The sequence below is a fragment of the Pseudoduganella lurida genome (genome assembly GCF_007830455.1).
Classification (GTDB): domain Bacteria; phylum Pseudomonadota; class Gammaproteobacteria; order Burkholderiales; family Burkholderiaceae_D; genus Rugamonas; species Rugamonas lurida.
Genome location: NZ_VLLB01000002.1, coordinates 180,516 through 197,284 on the forward strand (window position 1 = coordinate 180,516; position 16,769 = coordinate 197,284).

At 65.8% G+C, this 16,769-nt stretch carries 15 protein-coding genes; 8 read left to right on the forward strand and 7 right to left on the reverse strand.

Features of this window, described 5'->3' with window-relative positions:
• Positions 1 to 2: 2 nt before the first annotated feature.
• From IP91_RS26625 to IP91_RS07525, 4 genes are all read right to left on the reverse strand, one after another.
• On the reverse strand, positions 3 to 128 hold the full coding sequence (locus IP91_RS26625) for a hypothetical protein (protein ID WP_259772444.1): 126 nt from the start codon (positions 126 to 128) through the stop codon (positions 3 to 5).
• A gap of 163 nt (positions 129 to 291) precedes the next feature.
• Positions 292 to 3,039: a TonB-dependent receptor gene (locus IP91_RS07515; RefSeq protein ID WP_145648229.1), complete on the reverse strand. Its 2,748-nt coding sequence runs from the start codon at positions 3,037 to 3,039 to the stop codon at positions 292 to 294.
• 260 nt (positions 3,040 to 3,299) lie between these two features.
• Positions 3,300 to 4,637 carry a family 43 glycosylhydrolase gene (locus tag IP91_RS07520; protein WP_145648231.1) on the reverse strand — a complete coding sequence of 446 codons (1,338 nt, stop codon included), beginning with the start codon at positions 4,635 to 4,637 and terminating at the stop codon, positions 3,300 to 3,302.
• Positions 4,638 to 4,763: 126 nt separating this feature from the next.
• A complete protein-coding gene (locus IP91_RS07525) occupies positions 4,764 to 5,663 on the reverse strand; it encodes a LysR family transcriptional regulator (RefSeq protein WP_145648233.1) in 900 nt (299 codons plus the stop codon).
• Between the two features lie 117 nt (positions 5,664 to 5,780).
• Here IP91_RS07525 and IP91_RS07530 point away from each other — a divergent pair, with 117 nt between their 5' ends.
• Positions 5,781 to 6,947 (forward strand): mandelate racemase/muconate lactonizing enzyme family protein, encoded by a 1,167-nt coding sequence (locus IP91_RS07530; protein WP_145648235.1) that lies wholly within the window; start codon positions 5,781 to 5,783, stop codon positions 6,945 to 6,947.
• Positions 6,948 to 7,091: 144 nt separating this feature from the next.
• Entirely contained in the window at positions 7,092 to 8,405 is a 1,314-nt protein-coding gene (dctA, locus tag IP91_RS07535; RefSeq protein WP_145648237.1) for a C4-dicarboxylate transporter DctA, read from the forward strand.
• Between the two features lie 7 nt (positions 8,406 to 8,412).
• Here the strand turns inward: dctA and IP91_RS07540 are convergent, their stop codons facing one another.
• From IP91_RS07540 to IP91_RS07550, 3 genes are read right to left on the reverse strand one after another with little or no spacing between them, the layout of a single operon-like run.
• Positions 8,413 to 9,750 (reverse strand): VWA domain-containing protein, encoded by a 1,338-nt coding sequence (locus tag IP91_RS07540; RefSeq protein ID WP_145648239.1) that lies wholly within the window; start codon positions 9,748 to 9,750, stop codon positions 8,413 to 8,415.
• Between the two features lies 1 nt (position 9,751).
• A complete protein-coding gene (locus IP91_RS07545; RefSeq protein ID WP_158643108.1) occupies positions 9,752 to 10,345 on the reverse strand; it encodes a TadE/TadG family type IV pilus assembly protein in 594 nt (197 codons plus the stop codon).
• Between the two features lie 8 nt (positions 10,346 to 10,353).
• Entirely contained in the window at positions 10,354 to 10,818 is a 465-nt protein-coding gene (locus IP91_RS07550) for a TadE/TadG family type IV pilus assembly protein (protein ID WP_145648242.1), read from the reverse strand.
• A 135-nt stretch (positions 10,819 to 10,953) separates the two neighbouring features.
• Between IP91_RS07550 and IP91_RS07555 the strand changes: the two genes are divergently transcribed.
• The 6 genes from IP91_RS07555 (at position 10,954) to cpaB (ending at position 16,769) form a co-directional block, all read left to right on the forward strand.
• Positions 10,954 to 12,660 carry a sensor histidine kinase gene (locus IP91_RS07555; protein ID WP_145648243.1) on the forward strand — a complete coding sequence of 569 codons (1,707 nt, stop codon included), beginning with the start codon at positions 10,954 to 10,956 and terminating at the stop codon, positions 12,658 to 12,660.
• A 24-nt stretch (positions 12,661 to 12,684) separates the two neighbouring features.
• Positions 12,685 to 13,371 carry a response regulator gene (locus tag IP91_RS07560; RefSeq protein ID WP_145648245.1) on the forward strand — a complete coding sequence of 229 codons (687 nt, stop codon included), beginning with the start codon at positions 12,685 to 12,687 and terminating at the stop codon, positions 13,369 to 13,371.
• A gap of 353 nt (positions 13,372 to 13,724) precedes the next feature.
• Positions 13,725 to 13,892, forward strand: coding sequence for a Flp family type IVb pilin (locus IP91_RS07565; RefSeq protein WP_145648247.1), 168 nt, complete (start codon positions 13,725 to 13,727; stop codon positions 13,890 to 13,892).
• An 87-nt stretch (positions 13,893 to 13,979) separates the two neighbouring features.
• Entirely contained in the window at positions 13,980 to 14,543 is a 564-nt protein-coding gene (locus IP91_RS07570) for an A24 family peptidase (RefSeq protein ID WP_145648249.1), read from the forward strand.
• Positions 14,544 to 14,545: 2 nt separating this feature from the next.
• Entirely contained in the window at positions 14,546 to 15,934 is a 1,389-nt protein-coding gene (locus tag IP91_RS07575; protein ID WP_229474076.1) for a DUF8689 domain-containing protein, read from the forward strand.
• On the forward strand, positions 15,921 to 16,769 hold the full coding sequence (cpaB, locus tag IP91_RS07580; RefSeq protein ID WP_145648251.1) for a Flp pilus assembly protein CpaB: 849 nt from the start codon (positions 15,921 to 15,923) through the stop codon (positions 16,767 to 16,769). The genes IP91_RS07575 and cpaB overlap by 14 nt, the downstream gene beginning before the upstream one ends.

The following is a 16,769-nucleotide window of genomic DNA, read 5'->3' on the forward strand; positions in this document are numbered from 1 at the left end:
ACTCAGTCGATCGCCACATCGAGTAGCATCGCGGCCAGCCCGATGGCCGCGGCCCAGAACGCCGCCTCGCGCTTGCCGCTCAGGGCAAGCAATGCCGCCACCGCCACGCCGATACCGAAAAACCTCACGACCACCTCCTGCCGGGCAAACCGCAACGATAGCGGCACGGGGTGCAACGGCAGGTAAAGAACACGTTAAGCGCGGGTTAACGCCGCGGGTACCAATGAAAACGGGCCCCGCCCGCCGCAGCGTGCTGCTGCGAAGGACAGGGCCCGACCGGAACGTCCCGTCTTAGAAAGCGATCCGCACGCCCGCGTTGTAGCGGCGGCCCACGTCTTCCAGGGTCAGGAAGCGGCTTTCGATCTCCGCGTACTCATGCATCTTCTCGTTCGTCATGTTGATCGCATCGGCGTAGATGGCGATCGTGTCCGTGAGGTTGTAGCGCAGGCTGGCATCGAGCTGGCCATATGCATCACGGGTGCGGGGCAGCGTGCTGCCGCCGCCGCAGCTGACGGAGAAGTGGTTGCGCCAGTTGTAGCTGGCCCGCGCCTGGAACTTCTCGTTCTCGTAGAACAGCGAACCGTTGTACGACTGGCGCGACAGGCCCGGATAGCCGCAGGCCGGCGTGCCCGCCGCGCGCTGGGCGCTGGCATCGACGTAGGTGAAGTTGGCGGAGACGCCGAAGCCGCGCAGCCACGGGGCCAGCGTATCGAAGGCGTACTGGCCGGCGATTTCGGCCCCCTTGATCTTGCCCTTCTGGCCGTTGCGCACGCGCGTGTCGTGCACCACCTCGTCATACTGCGGAATGCGCAGGTCGACCAGCGTGGTTTCCAGGAAGTCCGAGACGTCCTTGTAGAACACGGCCGCACTCACGTAGTTGGTGCGCGACAGGTACCATTCCCACGACACGTCGAAGTTCTTCGAGCGCATGGGCTTCAGGTACGGGTTGCCGCCGCCCGTCTGCACGTCGCCATAGCGGCCGCCGTAGGTGTTCTCCACGCCCATCTGGCTGAGGGTCGGACGGGTTTCCGTCTTCGATGCGGCAAAGCGCAGCAGCATTTCCGGCGTCAGGTCGAACTTCAGGTTCGCCGATGGCAGGAAGCTGTTGTAGCTGTTGCTCACCGAGTTGGTCTGCGCCGTGCCCCAGTTCAGGATGTACGTGGTGTCGTTCGGGCTCTTGGTGGCCGACAGCAGCTCGCGGCTGATGCCGGTGGAGGTCGAACTCACGTGCACCACGCGCATGCCGGCATTGGCCGACCAGCGCGAGCCTTCCCACTTCGAATCGACGAAGAAGCTCGACACCTTCTCCTTCACGCGCCACATCGACGGGTTGTTCCATTCGATCGCCATCGGACCGCCCGGATACTCCTGCGGGTTCAGGTACAGGGCCGGATCGTTCGACTGCGCCACCACGGAAGGCTGGTTCAGGTAGGCCATGTACTGGTACGGATCGAAGCGCAGGTAGTTGGCCGGCGCACCGGCGAACTTGCCCTCGAAGGGCGTGACGGTGAACAGCGACGATGGCAGGCCCACGTGGTAGCCGCTGAAGGTATTCCAAGCATCGTTGTTCCACGAGGTGCGTTCCACTTCGCGCTGCGAATAGGCCAGGCCCGTGTCGATGCCCTTGAAGGCGCCGATCTCGTGGTTCCACGACAGGTTGGCGCGGCCTTCGTTGAGCGTGTCGAAGTTGCGGATGTCGCCGTACGACACGGCGTGGGCGCGCACCGCCGTCGGATCGGCGATGTTGTCGCCGAAGGTCACGGTCGGCATGCCGTCGAAGGTGAGCACGTCGCCGTTCTTCGGCACGAAGCCGGCCACGATCCACATGTTCGGCGACTTCGACGTCGTGCGCGAGTGCGACAGGTCGCCTTCGAGCTTCCACTCCTCGCCCAGGTTCCACTTCGAGTTCAGGCCGAACGCCTTGGTTTCGGACAGGCGGTCGCCGCCCTTGACGATCATGTCGTTCGAATTGGCTTCGCCCAGCAGCTTGCCGGGACCGGCAATCGCCGGGTTGTTCGCGTAGAACGCGGAACCGGGCCGCAGCAGGCTGGTGATCTGGTTGTTCGAATCCGTCGCCACGCCCAGCTGCACGGGGTTGATCCAGTCGCTGACCGCGATCACCGAGTTGCGCTGGTCGAGACGGGAATACAGCGCATCGGCCGTCATCTTCCAGTCCGGCGTGGGGTTGTACTGCACCGTCACGTTGCCGACCACGCGCTTGCGCGTTTCGCGTTCTTCCTGGAAGCCGTAACTCTGCGGCATGTACAGCTTCTTCGTCGTCACGTTGGCCGGCGTCAGGCCCACCGAGCTCAGGTTGCCGTTGATGACGTCGACATCGCGGTACAGCCAGTCGTCCGTCACCGCCTTGTACTGGCGCGAGGCGCGGTCCGTGTACGACAGGGAGGCCGTCACACCGAACGTCTTGTCGGCATTGGCGAACGAGTACATGCCGGCCAGGTTCGGCGTGTGCTCCTTCGAATTCGTGTCATACGAGTGCGAGACGTTGACGACGGAGGTGTGGCCGGCCTTGCCGGACAGCGGACGCGCCGTCTGGATGTCCACCGTCGAACCGATACCGCCTTCGGGCAGGAACGGCTGCGAGGTCTTGAACACCAGGACCTTCGAGATCAGGTCCGAGGACAGCAGGTCGAACGAGAACTCGCGGCCGCCCGTATCGCTGGTGAGCGTGCGGCCGTTGACCAGCACGTTGTTGAATTCGGGGCCCAGGCCACGCACCGAGATATAGCGGCCTTCGCCGTTGTTGCGCTGGATCTGCACGCCCGTCACGCGCTGCAGCGACTCGGCGATGTTCGTGTCCGGGAACTTGCCCGCATCCTCGGCGGACACGGCATCGACGACGCCTTCCTGCATGCGCTTGGTGTTCAGCGACGAGGCCAGCGAGGCGCGGATGCCGCTGACGACCACGCGGGCCGAATCGTCGACTGCGGGGGTATCCGCCGTTTGCGCATGCACGTACAGCGGCAGGCACATTTCCGCGATGAGCGCGGCCAGGACGGTCTTGCTGAGCTTGGCTTTCATGTTTCCGTTGTCTCCTTTGGTTTTATTTTTAATTGCGCGAGTCCGTCGGTGCTGGCGTGACGGCTCATCTTGTTTTGACGCTTCCCTCCGGCTGCCAACCCACCCGTCCGCACCATTGAACAGGACAGCCGGCAGCATGACGACGTTACCATAAACAGGTTGGTTTTTTGCCACGCTGTTGCAAATACGCCAATACACGACACCTCACTTGCCAACCGACAGTCGGCCCTGTAAAGAGGTCATCGGCAGGCGTGGCCGGCTCAGGCACCCGGTGCGCCCTTGCCGCCCACGATCGGTTCGCCCGTGTCGCCCGGCTTGAACGGCACGGCCAGCGGGTCCATCGGCTCGATCTTGCCGGCGCCATCGAACGTCATCCGCGCCAGCACCGTCTGGCGCTGGTAGCCGCCACCGACCGGCAGCGCGTGGCGGTGATAGGCCGCGTACCAGCGGTCCGTGCCCGGCACGTTGACGACGCTGTGGTGCGCCGTGCCCACCGCCGCGCCATGCCGCTGCAGCACGATGAAGCCGCTCTCCGGCGAACGCACCGGGCCGAGCGGCGAATCGGCCGTGCCCCAGCCCACCCGGTAGTTCGGGCTGCGCGCATCGTCGATCGACCACATGAAGTAGAACTTGCCGGCGCGCCGGAAGACCACGATCCCTTCGCGGAAATCGCGCAATGCGATGGTGGCCACCGGACCGTCCACCGTGACCATGTCGGCCTTGAGCTTGACGACATTGGCCAGCTTGCCGTTGCCCCAGTACAGATAGGCCTGGCCGTCGGCATCGATGAAGGGATACGGATCGATGGTGTTCGACTGGATGCCCATGCCCTTGCCGACCAGCGGCTTGCCCAGCGCATCCTTGAAGGGCCCGAGCGGGCTGTCGCCGACCGCCACGCCGATCTGCCCCTGCGCGCAGAAGTAGAAGTAGTACTTGCCATTGCGCTCGATGGCATCCGGCGCCCAGGCTTCGATATTCGCCCACTTCACGTCATGCGCCACGTCCAGCACCATGCGTTCCTTCTTCCACTCGACGAGGTTCTTCGACGACCACACCGAGAAATCGGTGGTCTGCCAGTGCGGCTTGTCGGACGTGGGGTACAGGTAGTAGGTGTCGCCGAACACGCGGATCGACGGGTCGGCCGTAAAGCCTTCCAGCGCGGGCGGCGGCGCGGGCCGCGGCGGCGCCGTCACCGTGGGCTGCGCGGCCAGCATCTCCTTCACCAGCCAGGGCGGCACCCACAATTTACCGGCCGTGCCGCTGGGGGTCCCGGGCATGGGCTGCGGCTCGCTCCAGTTCACCAGGTCCGTCGACTGCGTGTAGGCGCCGCCCTGCCCCGCACGCCATTCGAGCTGGAAGATGCCGTCCGGCCCGCGCGTCAGCCGTGGATCGGCCAGCGTCGCGCCGGGCGCCGCCTTGACCAGCACGCGGCCCGTGTCGCGCCACGCTTCGCCGTCGTCGCTGATGGTCAGGTGCACGCCATCGTCAGCCACCACGGGGAGCGCCCAGGCATCGTCCTGCCAGGCCGGCTGGGCGGCGAAGGCGCTGGTGGCAAGGAGGCTGGCAAGAACGAGAGCAGGACGGGCTTGACGAAGCATCGGGTGGCGTTCCTTCTTGAGTTTGGCGAAAGGCGGAAAGGCCAGAGTATAGGCCCGGCCTTTTCGGCAGCGTGATCGTTTTTATGATCGGAATGATATGGGTTCCGGTATCGGACCGCGCATCGCTCACACTGGCGCGCGAAAATGCTCGACGAGGAAATCGATGAAGGCCCGTGCCCGGATGGTCTGGTTGCGGCGGCTCGGGTAATACACGAACAGGTCGGCGTCGGGCAGCGTGAATTCGGGCAGCACGATGCGCAGGCGGCCGCTGTCGAGGTACTTCGCCAGGTCCCATTCGGAGCGGATCAGGATGCCGTGGCCATCGAGCGCCCAGCCCAGCACGATGTCGCCGTCATTGCTGGACAACATGCCGTGCACCTTCACCACCTCCGTGTGGTCGTGGTGGAGGAAGCGCCAGATGCCATAGGCGTCGTCGTTCTGGCGGTGGGTGATGCAGCGGTGCTGCGCCAGGTCCGCCAGGGTAGCCGGCGTGCCGTGCCGTTCCAGGTAGCCGGGCGAGGCGCACAGGAAGCGCCGGTTCGACAGGATGCGGCGCGCGTTCAGCCGTTTATCCGGCAGCGCACCGAAGCGGATGGCGAGATCGAAGCCGCTGTCCACCAGGTCGATCGGGCGGTCCGTCACTTCCATCTGCACTTCCACCTCCGGATAGCGCGCCGAGAAGGCCGACACCAGCGGCGCGATCGCCGTGCGGCCGAAGCCCAGCGTGGCGTTCACGCGCAGCAGCCCGCGCGGCGTGGCACGGCCCTGCGACACGGCATCCTCCATCTCGCGGATCTCGGCCAGGATGCGCGTGGCATGCTGCAGATAGGTTTCGCCTTCGCTGGTAAGACTGAGGCTGCGCGTGGTGCGGTTCAGCAGGCGCACACCCAGGCGGCTTTCCAGCGCCGCCAGGCGTTTCGTCGCGGCCGGCGGCGTCAGGTCCACGGCGCGGGCCGCGGCGGCCAGGCTGCCGTGGCGGGCGATCAGCGTGAACAGCTGCATGTCGGCGGTGGCGTCGTTCTTCATCTATTTTCACTTGAGAATTCACTGTTAGGAAATTATAGACGGCTGTCACTGGCTTAATCTACGGGCATCCAAGGCGCACCAGCCGCCTTCGTTCCCAATCCCGCCAGGAGACAGACCGTGAAAATCGTAGAAATCCGCGAAAAAACCCTTCCCATCAGCTCGCCCATCCGCAACGCCTACATCGACTTTTCCAAGATGACGCTGAGCCTCGTGGCCGTGATCACGGACGTGATCCGCGACGGCAAGCCGGTGGTCGGCTACGGCTTCAACTCGAACGGGCGCTACGGCCAGGGCACGCTGATGCGCGAGCGCTTCATCCCCCGCATCCTGGAAGCCGATCCCGCGTCGCTGGTGAACGATGCCGGCACCAACCTCGATCCGCACCGGATCTGGAACACGATGTTCACCAACGAAAAGCCGGGCGGCCACGGCGAGCGCTCGGTGGCGATCGGCACCATCGACATGGCGGTGTGGGATGCAGTGGCCAAGATCGAAGGCAAGCCGCTGTTCCAGCTGCTGGCGGACCGCTACGGCAACGGCCAGCCGGACCGCAAGATCTTCGTCTACGCGGCCGGCGGCTACTACTACCCGGGCCAGGATCACCAGAAGCTGAAGGACGAGATGAAGAGCTACATCGACCGGGGCTACACGGTGGTCAAGAAGAAGATCGGCGGCGCCTCGCTGGACGAAGACCTGCGCCGCATCGATTCGATCCTCTCCGTGCTGGGCGATGGCCAGAAGCTGGCGGTCGATGCCAACGGCCGCTTCGATCTCGACACGGCCGTGCAATATGCCAAGGCGCTGTCGCAATACGACCTGTTCTGGTACGAGGAACCGGGCGATCCGCTGGACTTCGAACTGCAGGCCACGCTGCGCAACTACTACCCGAACCCGATGGCGACCGGCGAAGACCTGTTCTCGATGCAGGATGCGCGCAACCTGATCCGCTACGGCGGCATGCGCGCGGACCGCGACTGGCTGCAGTTCGACTGCGCGCTGTCGTACGGCCTGGTGGAATACCTGCGCACGCTCGACATGCTGCGCGAGCATGGCTGGTCACCGGCGCGCTGCATTCCGCACGGCGGCCACCAGATGTCGCTGAACATTGCGGCCGGCCTGGGCCTGGGCGGCAACGAATCGTATCCGGACCTGTTCCAGCCGTTCGGCGGCTTCCCGGACGGCGTCAAGGTCGACAACGGCTACATCACGATGCCGGACCTGCCGGGCATCGGCTTCGAAGGCAAGGCGGACCTGTACAGCGTCATGCAGGCCCTTTCCGCCTGACCGCCCGGACCACAGCGCCCGCAGGCAGAAGAGGCGCGGTCCCGAACACATTGAATGGCACGGCCATGGCCATCGGGACGCTCACGAGGCATCCCCGTCGGTCATGCGTGCCGTTGCAGGACAGATTCGCAACCGGAGACAACCATGCGAAAACACCTCTCGAAACTGTACGTGCAAGTGCTGGTGGCGATCGTTGCCGGCATCCTCATCGGCCACTTCCAGCCGGACTTCGGCACCCAATTGAAACCCCTGGGCGACCTGTTCATCAAGCTGATCAAGATGCTGCTGGCGCCGATCATCTTCGCGTCCATCGTGGTCGGCATCGCGCGCATGAACAATATCCATGCGGCCGGCCGCGTGGGCCTGAAGGCCGTGGTGTATTTCGAGATCGCGTCGACGTTCGCGCTGGCGATCGGCCTGGTCGTCGTCAACGTGATCCGGCCGGGCCACGGCATGAACATCGACCCTGCCCACCTGGACGGATCGTCGGTGGCGACCTACGCCGCCAAGGCGCACCAGCAGGGCGGCGCGCTGGATTTTCTTCTCAACCTCGTGCCGAACAGCGTGGTCGGCGCGTTTGCCAACGGCGACATGATGCCCATCATCCTGTTCTCGATGCTGCTGGCGATCGCGCTGGCGCGGCTCGGCAAGCCCGTCGAGCCGTTCGTCGACATGCTGGACATGTTTTTGCAGGGGATGTTCGGCGTGGTGCGCATCGCCATGTACGTGGCGCCGCTCGGCGCGCTGGGCGGCATGGCGTTCACGGTCGGGAAGTACGGCATCGGCACGCTGGTCTCGTTCGGAGAACTGATCCTGTGCCTGTACCTCACTTCCGCCCTGTTCATCTTCGTGGTGCTGGGCACCGTGATGCGCTTCTGCGGCCTCTCGATCTTCCAGTTTTTGCGCTACATAAAGGACGAGCTGCTCGTCACGCTCGGCACGGCGTCCACCGAGGCGGTGCTGCCGCAGATGCTGGTGAAGCTGGAGAAGATGGGCATCCCGAAACCGGTCGCCGGCCTGGTGCTGCCGACCGGTTATGCGTTCAACGCGGACGGCACGGCGATCTACCTGACGATGGCGGCGCTGTTCATCGCGCAGGCGCTCAACATCGACCTGTCGCTGTGGGACCAGGTCGTGCTGCTGGGCGTGCTGCTGTTCACGTCGAAGGGATCGGCCGGCGTGGCCGGTGCCGGCTTCGTGGCGCTGGCCGCCACGCTGGCGTCGATGCACCGGATTCCCGTCGAGGGACTGGTGCTGCTGCTGGGCGTGGACCGCTTCCTGAACGAGTCGCGCGCGCTGACGAATTTGGTCGGCAATGGCGTGGCGACGATTGCCGTCGCGCGCTGGGAGCGCACGCTCGATGTCGAGACTGCGCGCAGGGTGCTGGCGGGTGGCGGTGACGGGGTGGCCACCACGCCGGCGGAACCGCTCGTCGTGGCCACGGTGAAAGGCAGCTGATCAGCGCTTACTTGGAGATGCGCAGGATCGCCGAGGCCAGGCGGGAGAAGCATGGCGTGAGGTCGGCTTCGGTGGCGGCGTAGCAATACATGCCGACGGGCTGGGCCGGCTTGTAGCAGCGCGACAGGCTGTCCGGCGTGTTCGCCATGCATTTGAGGATGTTTTCGCCGATTTCGCCGTCGACATCATCGGTATCGCGCAGTTCCGATCCCATTCCCAAGGTGAAGACAAAGATCCCCTCTTCCCTGGCCTTCTGTGCGATCGCTTCGGCAAGATTACGTGCGGCGCGGGTTACGAGGGTGGTCCCATTCGAACGGGTCAGGCTGGAAGTGACCGTTCGCGGAGTGCCTCCGGCGACCCTGAACTCGCGCCGGCTGGTATCTTTTGCGCTGGCAGCGTGGCCGTTGTACCAGTCCGGCAGTGCGCTCACATAGTCAGCAAGGTAGTTCCGTATCGCGCAGTTGGGATCCGTAACAGAGTTTCTGGCGCTGTCGTCCAGGCGGAACAGCCCTTCCACATAATTGAAACTGCCGGCGGTATTGCAGGCACCGTTCTTAAAGGTGAGATACGACGCGAACGTGTTCGGCAAACCGTCCGAAAAGAAGACAATCACGCGCAGGCTGGAACGATTCACGAGCGGAATGCCATTAAGCTGCTCGCGCGCGTTCCACATCCCTTCCGGCGAGGCAGTAGGGCCATCGAAACTCAGTCCGTCGATGTTACGAAGCATCGAGGCGCGATCGAAGCCGCGGCTGGTGCCCTTGAACGCGTTGTCGATTTCGGCGCCGGTCGCAAAATGGATCAGGCTCACACGATCCTGTGTGACATTGAATTTATTCAGGAAGCTCTTGGCGGCGGTCTTCACGCCAGTCCCTGCCGACCTGAGTGAACTCGAGGTATCCACCACGAACGCCATGTCCAGATCCTTGCGAATCGTCTGCGCCGCAGCCGCGGGCGTCATCGATGTGAATCCCAGAACCCGCATCAGCGACACCGGCATGGGCGCTTCGGCCTTGACATCGATGATGGCCGTGCCGCCGTCGAACACGACGCTGGTACTGAGCAGTTTGGGCTTCGACAGCAGGTAACCATCCGAGATGTTCGCGGCAAAAAATTGCGCCGCAGCAGCCTGCGCGCTGGCGATCTGCTCGGCCTGGTTGTTCCCGGCCGGAACGGCACGCGCCGCCGCCAGCGCCGCCGAATCGACCGCCGCATTCAGGCGCGCCTTGACCATGTAGGCCAGCCCGCCATCGACCACCAGGCCGACCGCGGCGATGAGGACGAGCATGGACACGGCCACCATGACGGCGATCGCGCCGCGCTGTCGTTGATAAGTTGGGTGCATGTCAGAAAATCGTCATCGAATACAGGTTGGGCCCGAACGTGGGCAGGTTCAGGCCGGTCGTGAGCAGCGGCGTGAACTTGAAGAAGGTCTCGACCACGTACACGACCTCGCCATCGTCGAGCTGGCCGCTCATCACCGTCGACGCCGGACGCGAGCTGCTGCTGATACTGGTGCACATGCCTGCATTCCAGCCGCTGCAGTTGTAGATCTTGCTGTCGGGCGCGTAGCCGCTGTTGCGGTAGCCGAGACCGCGCGCGGCATCGTCCCAGCGGTACTGATCCACGATCACGCTGCGCGACACACCACCGCTGACAACCCCCATCACGCGGGTGATGTACACCATGCCCTTCTTGTTCACGTCCAGCGGCGGCGCGCTGGCCATCAGCGCATAGATGAGGTCCTGGCTGTTGGTGTCGAGCGGCACGCTGCCCCGCGCGGCGAGATTGGCGCCCTCGCGGCTCAGGTTGATGACGATGAAGTTGGCCTGCAGGGCCCTGGCCGCCTCGATCATGCAGAACAGCAGGAACACCAGCATCGGCAGCAGCAGCGCGAGCTCGACGGCCGCGACGCCCCGTTGGCCCCGGCGGTTGGTCATCGGCAGCCTCATGGGAATTGCTCGTTGCGCATGGTGGCGGCCACCACGAAGTGGTACTTCCCGTTCGTGAACAGCTTTGAAATGATCGGCGTCGTGAAGGTCCAGTCGCAGTCCATCTGCACCACGATCAGCGCACCGGCCGCACCGAACATGCCGTTGCTGTAGCTGGCCGGCGCATAGGACGTGCCGTTCACCGAGATCACCGGCGCGACCTTGCCGTACATGCCCAGCGAACTGTCCTTCATCTTCTGCACCACGGCGGCGTAGCGCTGCTGGTTGCTGCTGTTGGGATCGAGATTGCTCTGCCCCGTGATGGCATAGCGGGTGGCCTCGCGCACCGCGTACTGCATCGACAGCTGCGCGAAGAACATCATGCTGAACTCGACGATTGCCAGCAGCAGCAGGATGAATACCGGCGCCACGATCGCCATTTCGACAATTGTGGCGCCAGACTGACGAGATTTAATAATCATTTGCTATTTTTACCGTTTTTTGACTGCGCATGCATTAAGCTAACGATTCTACATGGCAACAATGCTTGCGGTGGGGTTTAACAAATCTCATTCTTCAAGCTGTCGGGCTGGAACAACGAAGGTTAAATCCAAGACATGATCGACATTCCCTTGCAGCGCTGGACCCAGTACCTGACCGGTGCCGTCGCCCCGGAGGCCGTCACGACGGGCAGCCTGGCCGGGCAGCGCAGCGCCGCTCCCGGTGCCGAGGCGTGGATGGTGTTCGGCATGCGGGTGCTGCTCGCCGTCTCCGCCCTGCTGACGCTGTACATCGGTCCTTTCGGCGTGCTGCGCGAGGGTCCGTGGGCCTGGCTGATCTTCGTTGCCTATGCGCTGCACAGCGTCATCCTGCTGTCCGTGGCGCTGCGCGCCGGCTTCTGGCATGGCGGCGTGGTGTACTGGATCGACATCGCCTGGTACGGCCTGATGGTGTTCGCGACGGGCGGCGCACGCAGCCCGTTCTTCTCGTTCTTCTTCTTTGCGATCCTGGCCGCCTCGTTCCGGCGCGGCTTCGACTACGGCGCGCGCCTCACGCTCGGCTCCGCCGCTGCCGTGATCGTCGCTACCCTGTGCGCGCACGGGCTGGTCAACATCCAGCTGCTGCTCCTGCGCGCCACGTTCGTGCTGGGCCTGGGCTACATGATCGCCTACTGGGGCGGCCTGGCGGTCGACCAGCGCCGGCGCCTGGCGCTGCTGCGCGATGTCAGCTTCCTCTCCAACCCCCGCTTCGGCGTGCAGCACACGCTGGACTCGCTGATGGAAAAAGCGCTGCGCTTCTACGGCGGCAGCACCTGCGTGCTGCTGATGCAAGATGCCGGCGGGCGCTGGATGCTCAACACGGTGCACCATCCGGAAACGGGCCGCGCCGTCAGCCGCAACACGATGCGCGAGGATGCCGTGCTGCCGCTGCTCGGGCTGGGCGATGGCGCGGTGCTGTACCACGGCCTCGCGCGCCGCTTCGTGCCCGCGCGCGCCGTGCGGCTGCCGGCCGGCCAGACCGGCTGGTGCGCCATCGATCCGGCCACCTGCGCCGGCATCGCCGACCTGCTCGACACGGAGTTCTTCATCAGCACCGCGCTGCCGCTGCGCAAGGGGTCAGGCCGCATGTTCATCACGGCAGGACACCGCCTGCGCCGCGCCGATGCCACCTTCCTGAGCCACATCGTGCACCAGGCCTTCCCCGTCATCGAGACGATCGACCTGCTGGACCGCCTGGCCTCCGAAGCGGCGTTCCGCGAACGGCAGACCATCGCGCGCGACCTGCACGACAGCACGATCCAGCCCTACATCGGCCTGCGCCATGCCGTGGCGGCGATCCGCAGCCAGGCCGGCGACGACAATGCCGTCAGTCCCGACCTGGACCGGCTGACCGCGATGTGCACCGAGGTGATCGCCGACATGCGCCAGTTCGCGCACAGCTTCAAGAACGGCCGCCAGCAGGAACCGGAACTGCTGTTCGCGCTGCGCCGGCATCTCGGCAAGGTCTCGGCGTTCTACGACGTCGAGGTCACGCTCGATGCCGCCACCGCGCCGGCCATCAACGACCGCATGGCGGCCGAGGTGTTCCAGATCGTCAGCGAAGGCATCAGCAACATCTGCAAGCACACGGATGCGCGCAGCGCCACGGTGGCACTGGCCCTGGACGGCAGCCAGCTGGCGATCGATATCGCCAATCCGGCCAGCCGCGCGACGGCCCCCTTCCTGCCCGTCTCGATCGCCGAGCGCGTGGCAGCGATGGGCGGCCAGCTTGCCGTCGATGCCGGCCGCTACCAGACCCTGCTGCGCATCCGCGTTCCCATCTGACCCGACCCGAATTCAGGAGCAAACATGGCCATCCGCATCATGCTGGTCGACGATCACAAGACCATGCTGTGGGGCCTGGAACGGCTGATCCAGGCCGAAGCCCCCGCCTTCGAACTGGTGGCCAGCGCCAGCGCCGGCACGGAAGCCGTGGCACTGTGCGAACAGCACCGGCCCGACATCGTGCTGCTGGACCTGGACCTGAAGGGCAGCAGCTCGCTGGACTTCCTGCCGGCCCTGCTGGCCAACGGCGCGACGAAGGTGGTGATCCTGTCCGCCAACCGCGACCAGGCCACGCTGACGGGCGCGGTGCGCCTCGGCGCGCGCGGCGTGGTCAGCAAGGAAGCGCCCACCGAGGATGTGCTGGCTGCCGTGCGCAAGGTCGCGGGCGGCGAGCTGTGGCTCGACCAGTCGCTGATGCAGGCGCTGCTCGGCCAGCTGATGACACCCGCTGCGCCGCCGGCGCCCGCCAGCCCGGAAGCGCAGCGCATTGCCTCGCTGACGGCGCGCGAGCGCGAAGTGATCGGCATGATCGTGCAGGGCAACGGCGCATTGAACAAGGAACTGGCCGAACGCGCCTTCATCTCGGAGCGCACGCTGCGCAACCATCTGACCGCGATCTACCAGAAGCTGGACGTGGCCAATCGCCTGGAACTGTATGTGTACGCCACCCGCAATGGCCTCGGCGCAAGCGACGCAAATGGCGGGCCGTAGGACATAAGTCCCAGGCCGCCACGGCCGCAAGTCCCACGCAAAAAGGGAGTTTTGACGGATGTGGCGGTGCGGGCCGGTGCGTAAGATTCTGTTCATGCGCTGCGCATCGAACATGCGGCGCGAAGGCAACCGACAGGAGCAAACGTGTACGACAGAGAAGAATTCCCCGAGCAGCATTACGAACGCAAGGGAAGCCCGATGATGTCGTACGTGGTCCTCGGGGCTCTCGTGGCAGTCGTCAGCTTCATCGCGGTCATGGCCGCATGGACGAGCGCATAAACAAGCAATGCATCGGCGGTGAATCGGCGGCAATGCGCCGGCACCGCCCAGCCAATCAACTCAAAGGAATCAACATGAACTTCATCAAAAACTTCATCAAGGACGAAGACGGCGTCACCGCCATCGAATACGCACTGCTGGCAGCCGTCATCGCCGTGGTCATGCTGGTGGGCGCCAAGGCGCTGGGCAGCGGCCTGTCGGACTCCTTCACGGCCCTGGCTGCCAAGATCAAGATCACGTAATCGCCGTATTCCCGCCCCGCTCCCGCAGGGGCACCAGTCCGGAACGGGTTCGCCCGCTCCGGATTTTTCGTTTGAACCGAATCCATCATGACCCTGCTCCCGCTGATCCTCCTGTGCGCACTGCTCGCTGCCGCCGTCTGGCACGACCTGCGCGCGCGCCGCATTCCGAATGCGGTCGTGCTGCCCGGCGCGCTGCTCGCGATCGCGCTGCATGCGCTGCTGCCGGCGGGCGACGGGCTGTTCGGCACACCGATGGGCGGGCTGGGCGTGCTGTCCGCGCTGGGCGGTTTCGCATTGGGCCTGGCCTTCCTGCTGCCGCTGTACGCGCTGCGCATGATGGGTGCCGGCGACGTGAAGATGCTGGCGATGGTTGGCGCCTTCGTGGGTGCCGGCCAGATCCTCGCCGTCACCGTCGTCACGCTGCTGGCCGGCGCCGTGCTGGCACTGGCCGTGGCGGGCAGGCAGCGCCGGCTGCGCAGCCTGGTGGGCAATACGGTGCACACGGCGCTGCATGCCACGCTGTCCGGCGTGCATGGCGCGATCCCCGTGCCCACCGCGGCAAGCGGTCGGCTGCCCTACGCGGTGGCCATCGCCACCGGCGCGCTGGCCTGCGTGCTGTGGCTGCGCGTCTTCGGGGAGCTGCCGCTGTGAGCGTGAGCCTGCCGAACCCGCCGATGGCCCCGGCCGATGCGCGCGCGCCGCGCACCGTCGATGACACCGGCCTGCCGTTCCTGTTCCTGGCCGAGCTGCTGGCCAAGGTGCTGCACCAGCGCGGCCAGCTGCGCCTGGCCGAACTGGCCGCGCACTTGAAACTCAATGTCAGCGTGATCGATCCGCTGATCGTGTTCCTGCGCGCCGAGAAGCTGTGCGAGGTCGTGCGCATCGGCAGTAGCGGCACGGATGCCGACATCTCCTACCTGCTGACGGAAACGGGCCGCCTGCGCGCCGCCGCGGCGCTGGGCCGCAATGCCTACGCCGGTCCGGCACCCGTCACGCTGGCCGCCTACACGGCGCAGGTGGCGGCGCAGAGCGTGGCCGGCGTGCAGGTCACGCGCGCCCACATGGCCGCGGCGTTCGGCGGCATCGTCGCCAACCCGCACGTGCTGGCGCAACTGGGTTCGGCGATGAATTCCGGCCGCGCGCTGTTCCTGCACGGCCTGGCCGGCAGCGGCAAGACCTACCTGGCCGAACGCCTGCGCGACCTGCTGACCGGCACCATCGCCGTGCCGCACGCGCTGATGGTGGACGGCGAAGTCATTCCCTTCTTCGACGCCGTGCAGCACCTGGCCGAACACGATACCGTCGCTGCCAGCCTGGGCCTGGACCGCGGCAGCGCGCCGGACATGCGCTGGGTGCGCGGCGTGCGCCGCCCTGCCGCGCTGGCCGGCGGCGAACTGACGCTGGACATGCTGGACCTGCGCTTCGATCCGCACACCCGCATGTACCAGGCGCCCCCGCACCTGAAGTCGAACAACGGCATCTTCATCATCGACGACCTGGGCCGCCAGCGCTGCTCGCCGGAAGCGCTGATGAACCGCTGGATCGTGCCGATGGACCGCAACGTCGACTACCTCACGCTGCACACGGGCCACACCTTCCAGGTGCCGTTCGACGTGATCGTGGTGTTCTCGTCGAACTTCGTGCCGCACCGCCTGTCCGATGGCGCCTTCCTGCGCCGCCTCGGCTACAAGATCGAGGTACCGCCCGCCTCGACCGACGAATACGCCCAGCTGTTCCGCCAGGCCTGCGCCGGCGCCGGCGTGGCGTTCGATGCCGAGGTCTTCGGCTACCTGCTGGACTGCCATGCGCAGCGCGGCGTGCCGCTGCTGGCCTGCTATCCGCGCGACCTGGTGCGCCAGCTGCGCGACCTGGCGCGCTACGAAGACCGCCCTGCGGAACTGAGCCGGCGCACGCTGGACTGGGCGTGGGAAAACTATTTCGCGGCAGCCGGCCAGGCCGGCGTCGCACTGGAACTGGAACGCCGCGAACGCGGCACGATGGACAACGGAAACCTCATGGAGAACACGCGTGCGAAATTCTAAATCACTGCTGATCATCGGCGTGGCGCTGCTGCTGGCGCTGGGCGCGGTGCTGGTGGCCGCGAAATGGATGGGCGACCAGGGTGCCGCCGGCACGCGCGTTGCGGTGGCCGCTGCCGATATCGGCCAGGGCAGCCGACTGACGGCTGCCAGCGTGCAGCTGGTCGAATGGCCGGCCGGCGCCGTGCCGGCCGGCGCCATCACGGATCCGAAGCTGCTGGAAGGCCGCATCACGCGCACCGACATCGGTCGCAGCGAACCCGTGCTGGAAACGAAACTGGCGCCGCCGGGCACCACGGGCGGCCTGTCCGCCGTCGTCGGTGCCGGCAAGCGGGCCATGACGGTGCGCGTCAACGACGTGGTCGGCGTGGCCGGCTTCGCGCTGCCGGGCAACTACGTGGACATCCTCGTCAACCTGCAGGGCCAGGGTGGCGACAACGGCATGCAGCAGCAGCCGATCTCGAAGATCGTGCTGGAGCGGATCGTGGTGCTGGCCGTGGCGCAGGAATCGAACCGCGACGACACGAAGCCGAAGGTCGTCAATGCCGTGACGCTGGAACTGACGCCCGACCAGGTGGAGAAGCTCGACCTGGCACGCAGCATCGGTTCGCTGTCGCTCGTGCTGCGCAACCAGATCGACCCGCAGCCGGCCAATACCACGGGCGCCACGCGCGAATCCGTGCTCGGCCTGCCGCCGCAGAAAGCGGTCGTGGCCGCGCCGGCGCGCAGCGAAGCCCCTGCCCGTCCCGCCACGCCGGCCTCCGTTCCCGCTCCCCGCGCGAGCGAAGGTGTCCTCGTGATCCGCGGCCTCGACGCCGCACCGCAAGCATTCCATTGA

Coding starts and splice junctions, on each gene's coding strand:
- IP91_RS07515 (WP_145648229.1), bottom strand. CDS start 3,039: ATGAAAGCCAAGCTCAGCAAGACCGTCCTGGCCGCGCTCATCGCGGAA.
- IP91_RS07520 (WP_145648231.1), bottom strand. CDS start 4,637: ATGCTTCGTCAAGCCCGTCCTGCTCTCGTTCTTGCCAGCCTCCTTGCC.
- IP91_RS07525 (WP_145648233.1), bottom strand. CDS start 5,663: ATGAAGAACGACGCCACCGCCGACATGCAGCTGTTCACGCTGATCGCC.
- dctA (WP_145648237.1), top strand. CDS start 7,092: ATGCGAAAACACCTCTCGAAACTGTACGTGCAAGTGCTGGTGGCGATC.
- IP91_RS07540 (WP_145648239.1), bottom strand. CDS start 9,750: ATGCACCCAACTTATCAACGACAGCGCGGCGCGATCGCCGTCATGGTG.
- IP91_RS07545 (WP_158643108.1), bottom strand. CDS start 10,345: ATGACCAACCGCCGGGGCCAACGGGGCGTCGCGGCCGTCGAGCTCGCG.
- IP91_RS07550 (WP_145648242.1), bottom strand. CDS start 10,818: ATGATTATTAAATCTCGTCAGTCTGGCGCCACAATTGTCGAAATGGCG.
- IP91_RS07555 (WP_145648243.1), top strand. CDS start 10,954: ATGATCGACATTCCCTTGCAGCGCTGGACCCAGTACCTGACCGGTGCC.
- IP91_RS07560 (WP_145648245.1), top strand. CDS start 12,685: ATGGCCATCCGCATCATGCTGGTCGACGATCACAAGACCATGCTGTGG.
- IP91_RS07565 (WP_145648247.1), top strand. CDS start 13,725: ATGAACTTCATCAAAAACTTCATCAAGGACGAAGACGGCGTCACCGCC.
- IP91_RS07570 (WP_145648249.1), top strand. CDS start 13,980: ATGACCCTGCTCCCGCTGATCCTCCTGTGCGCACTGCTCGCTGCCGCC.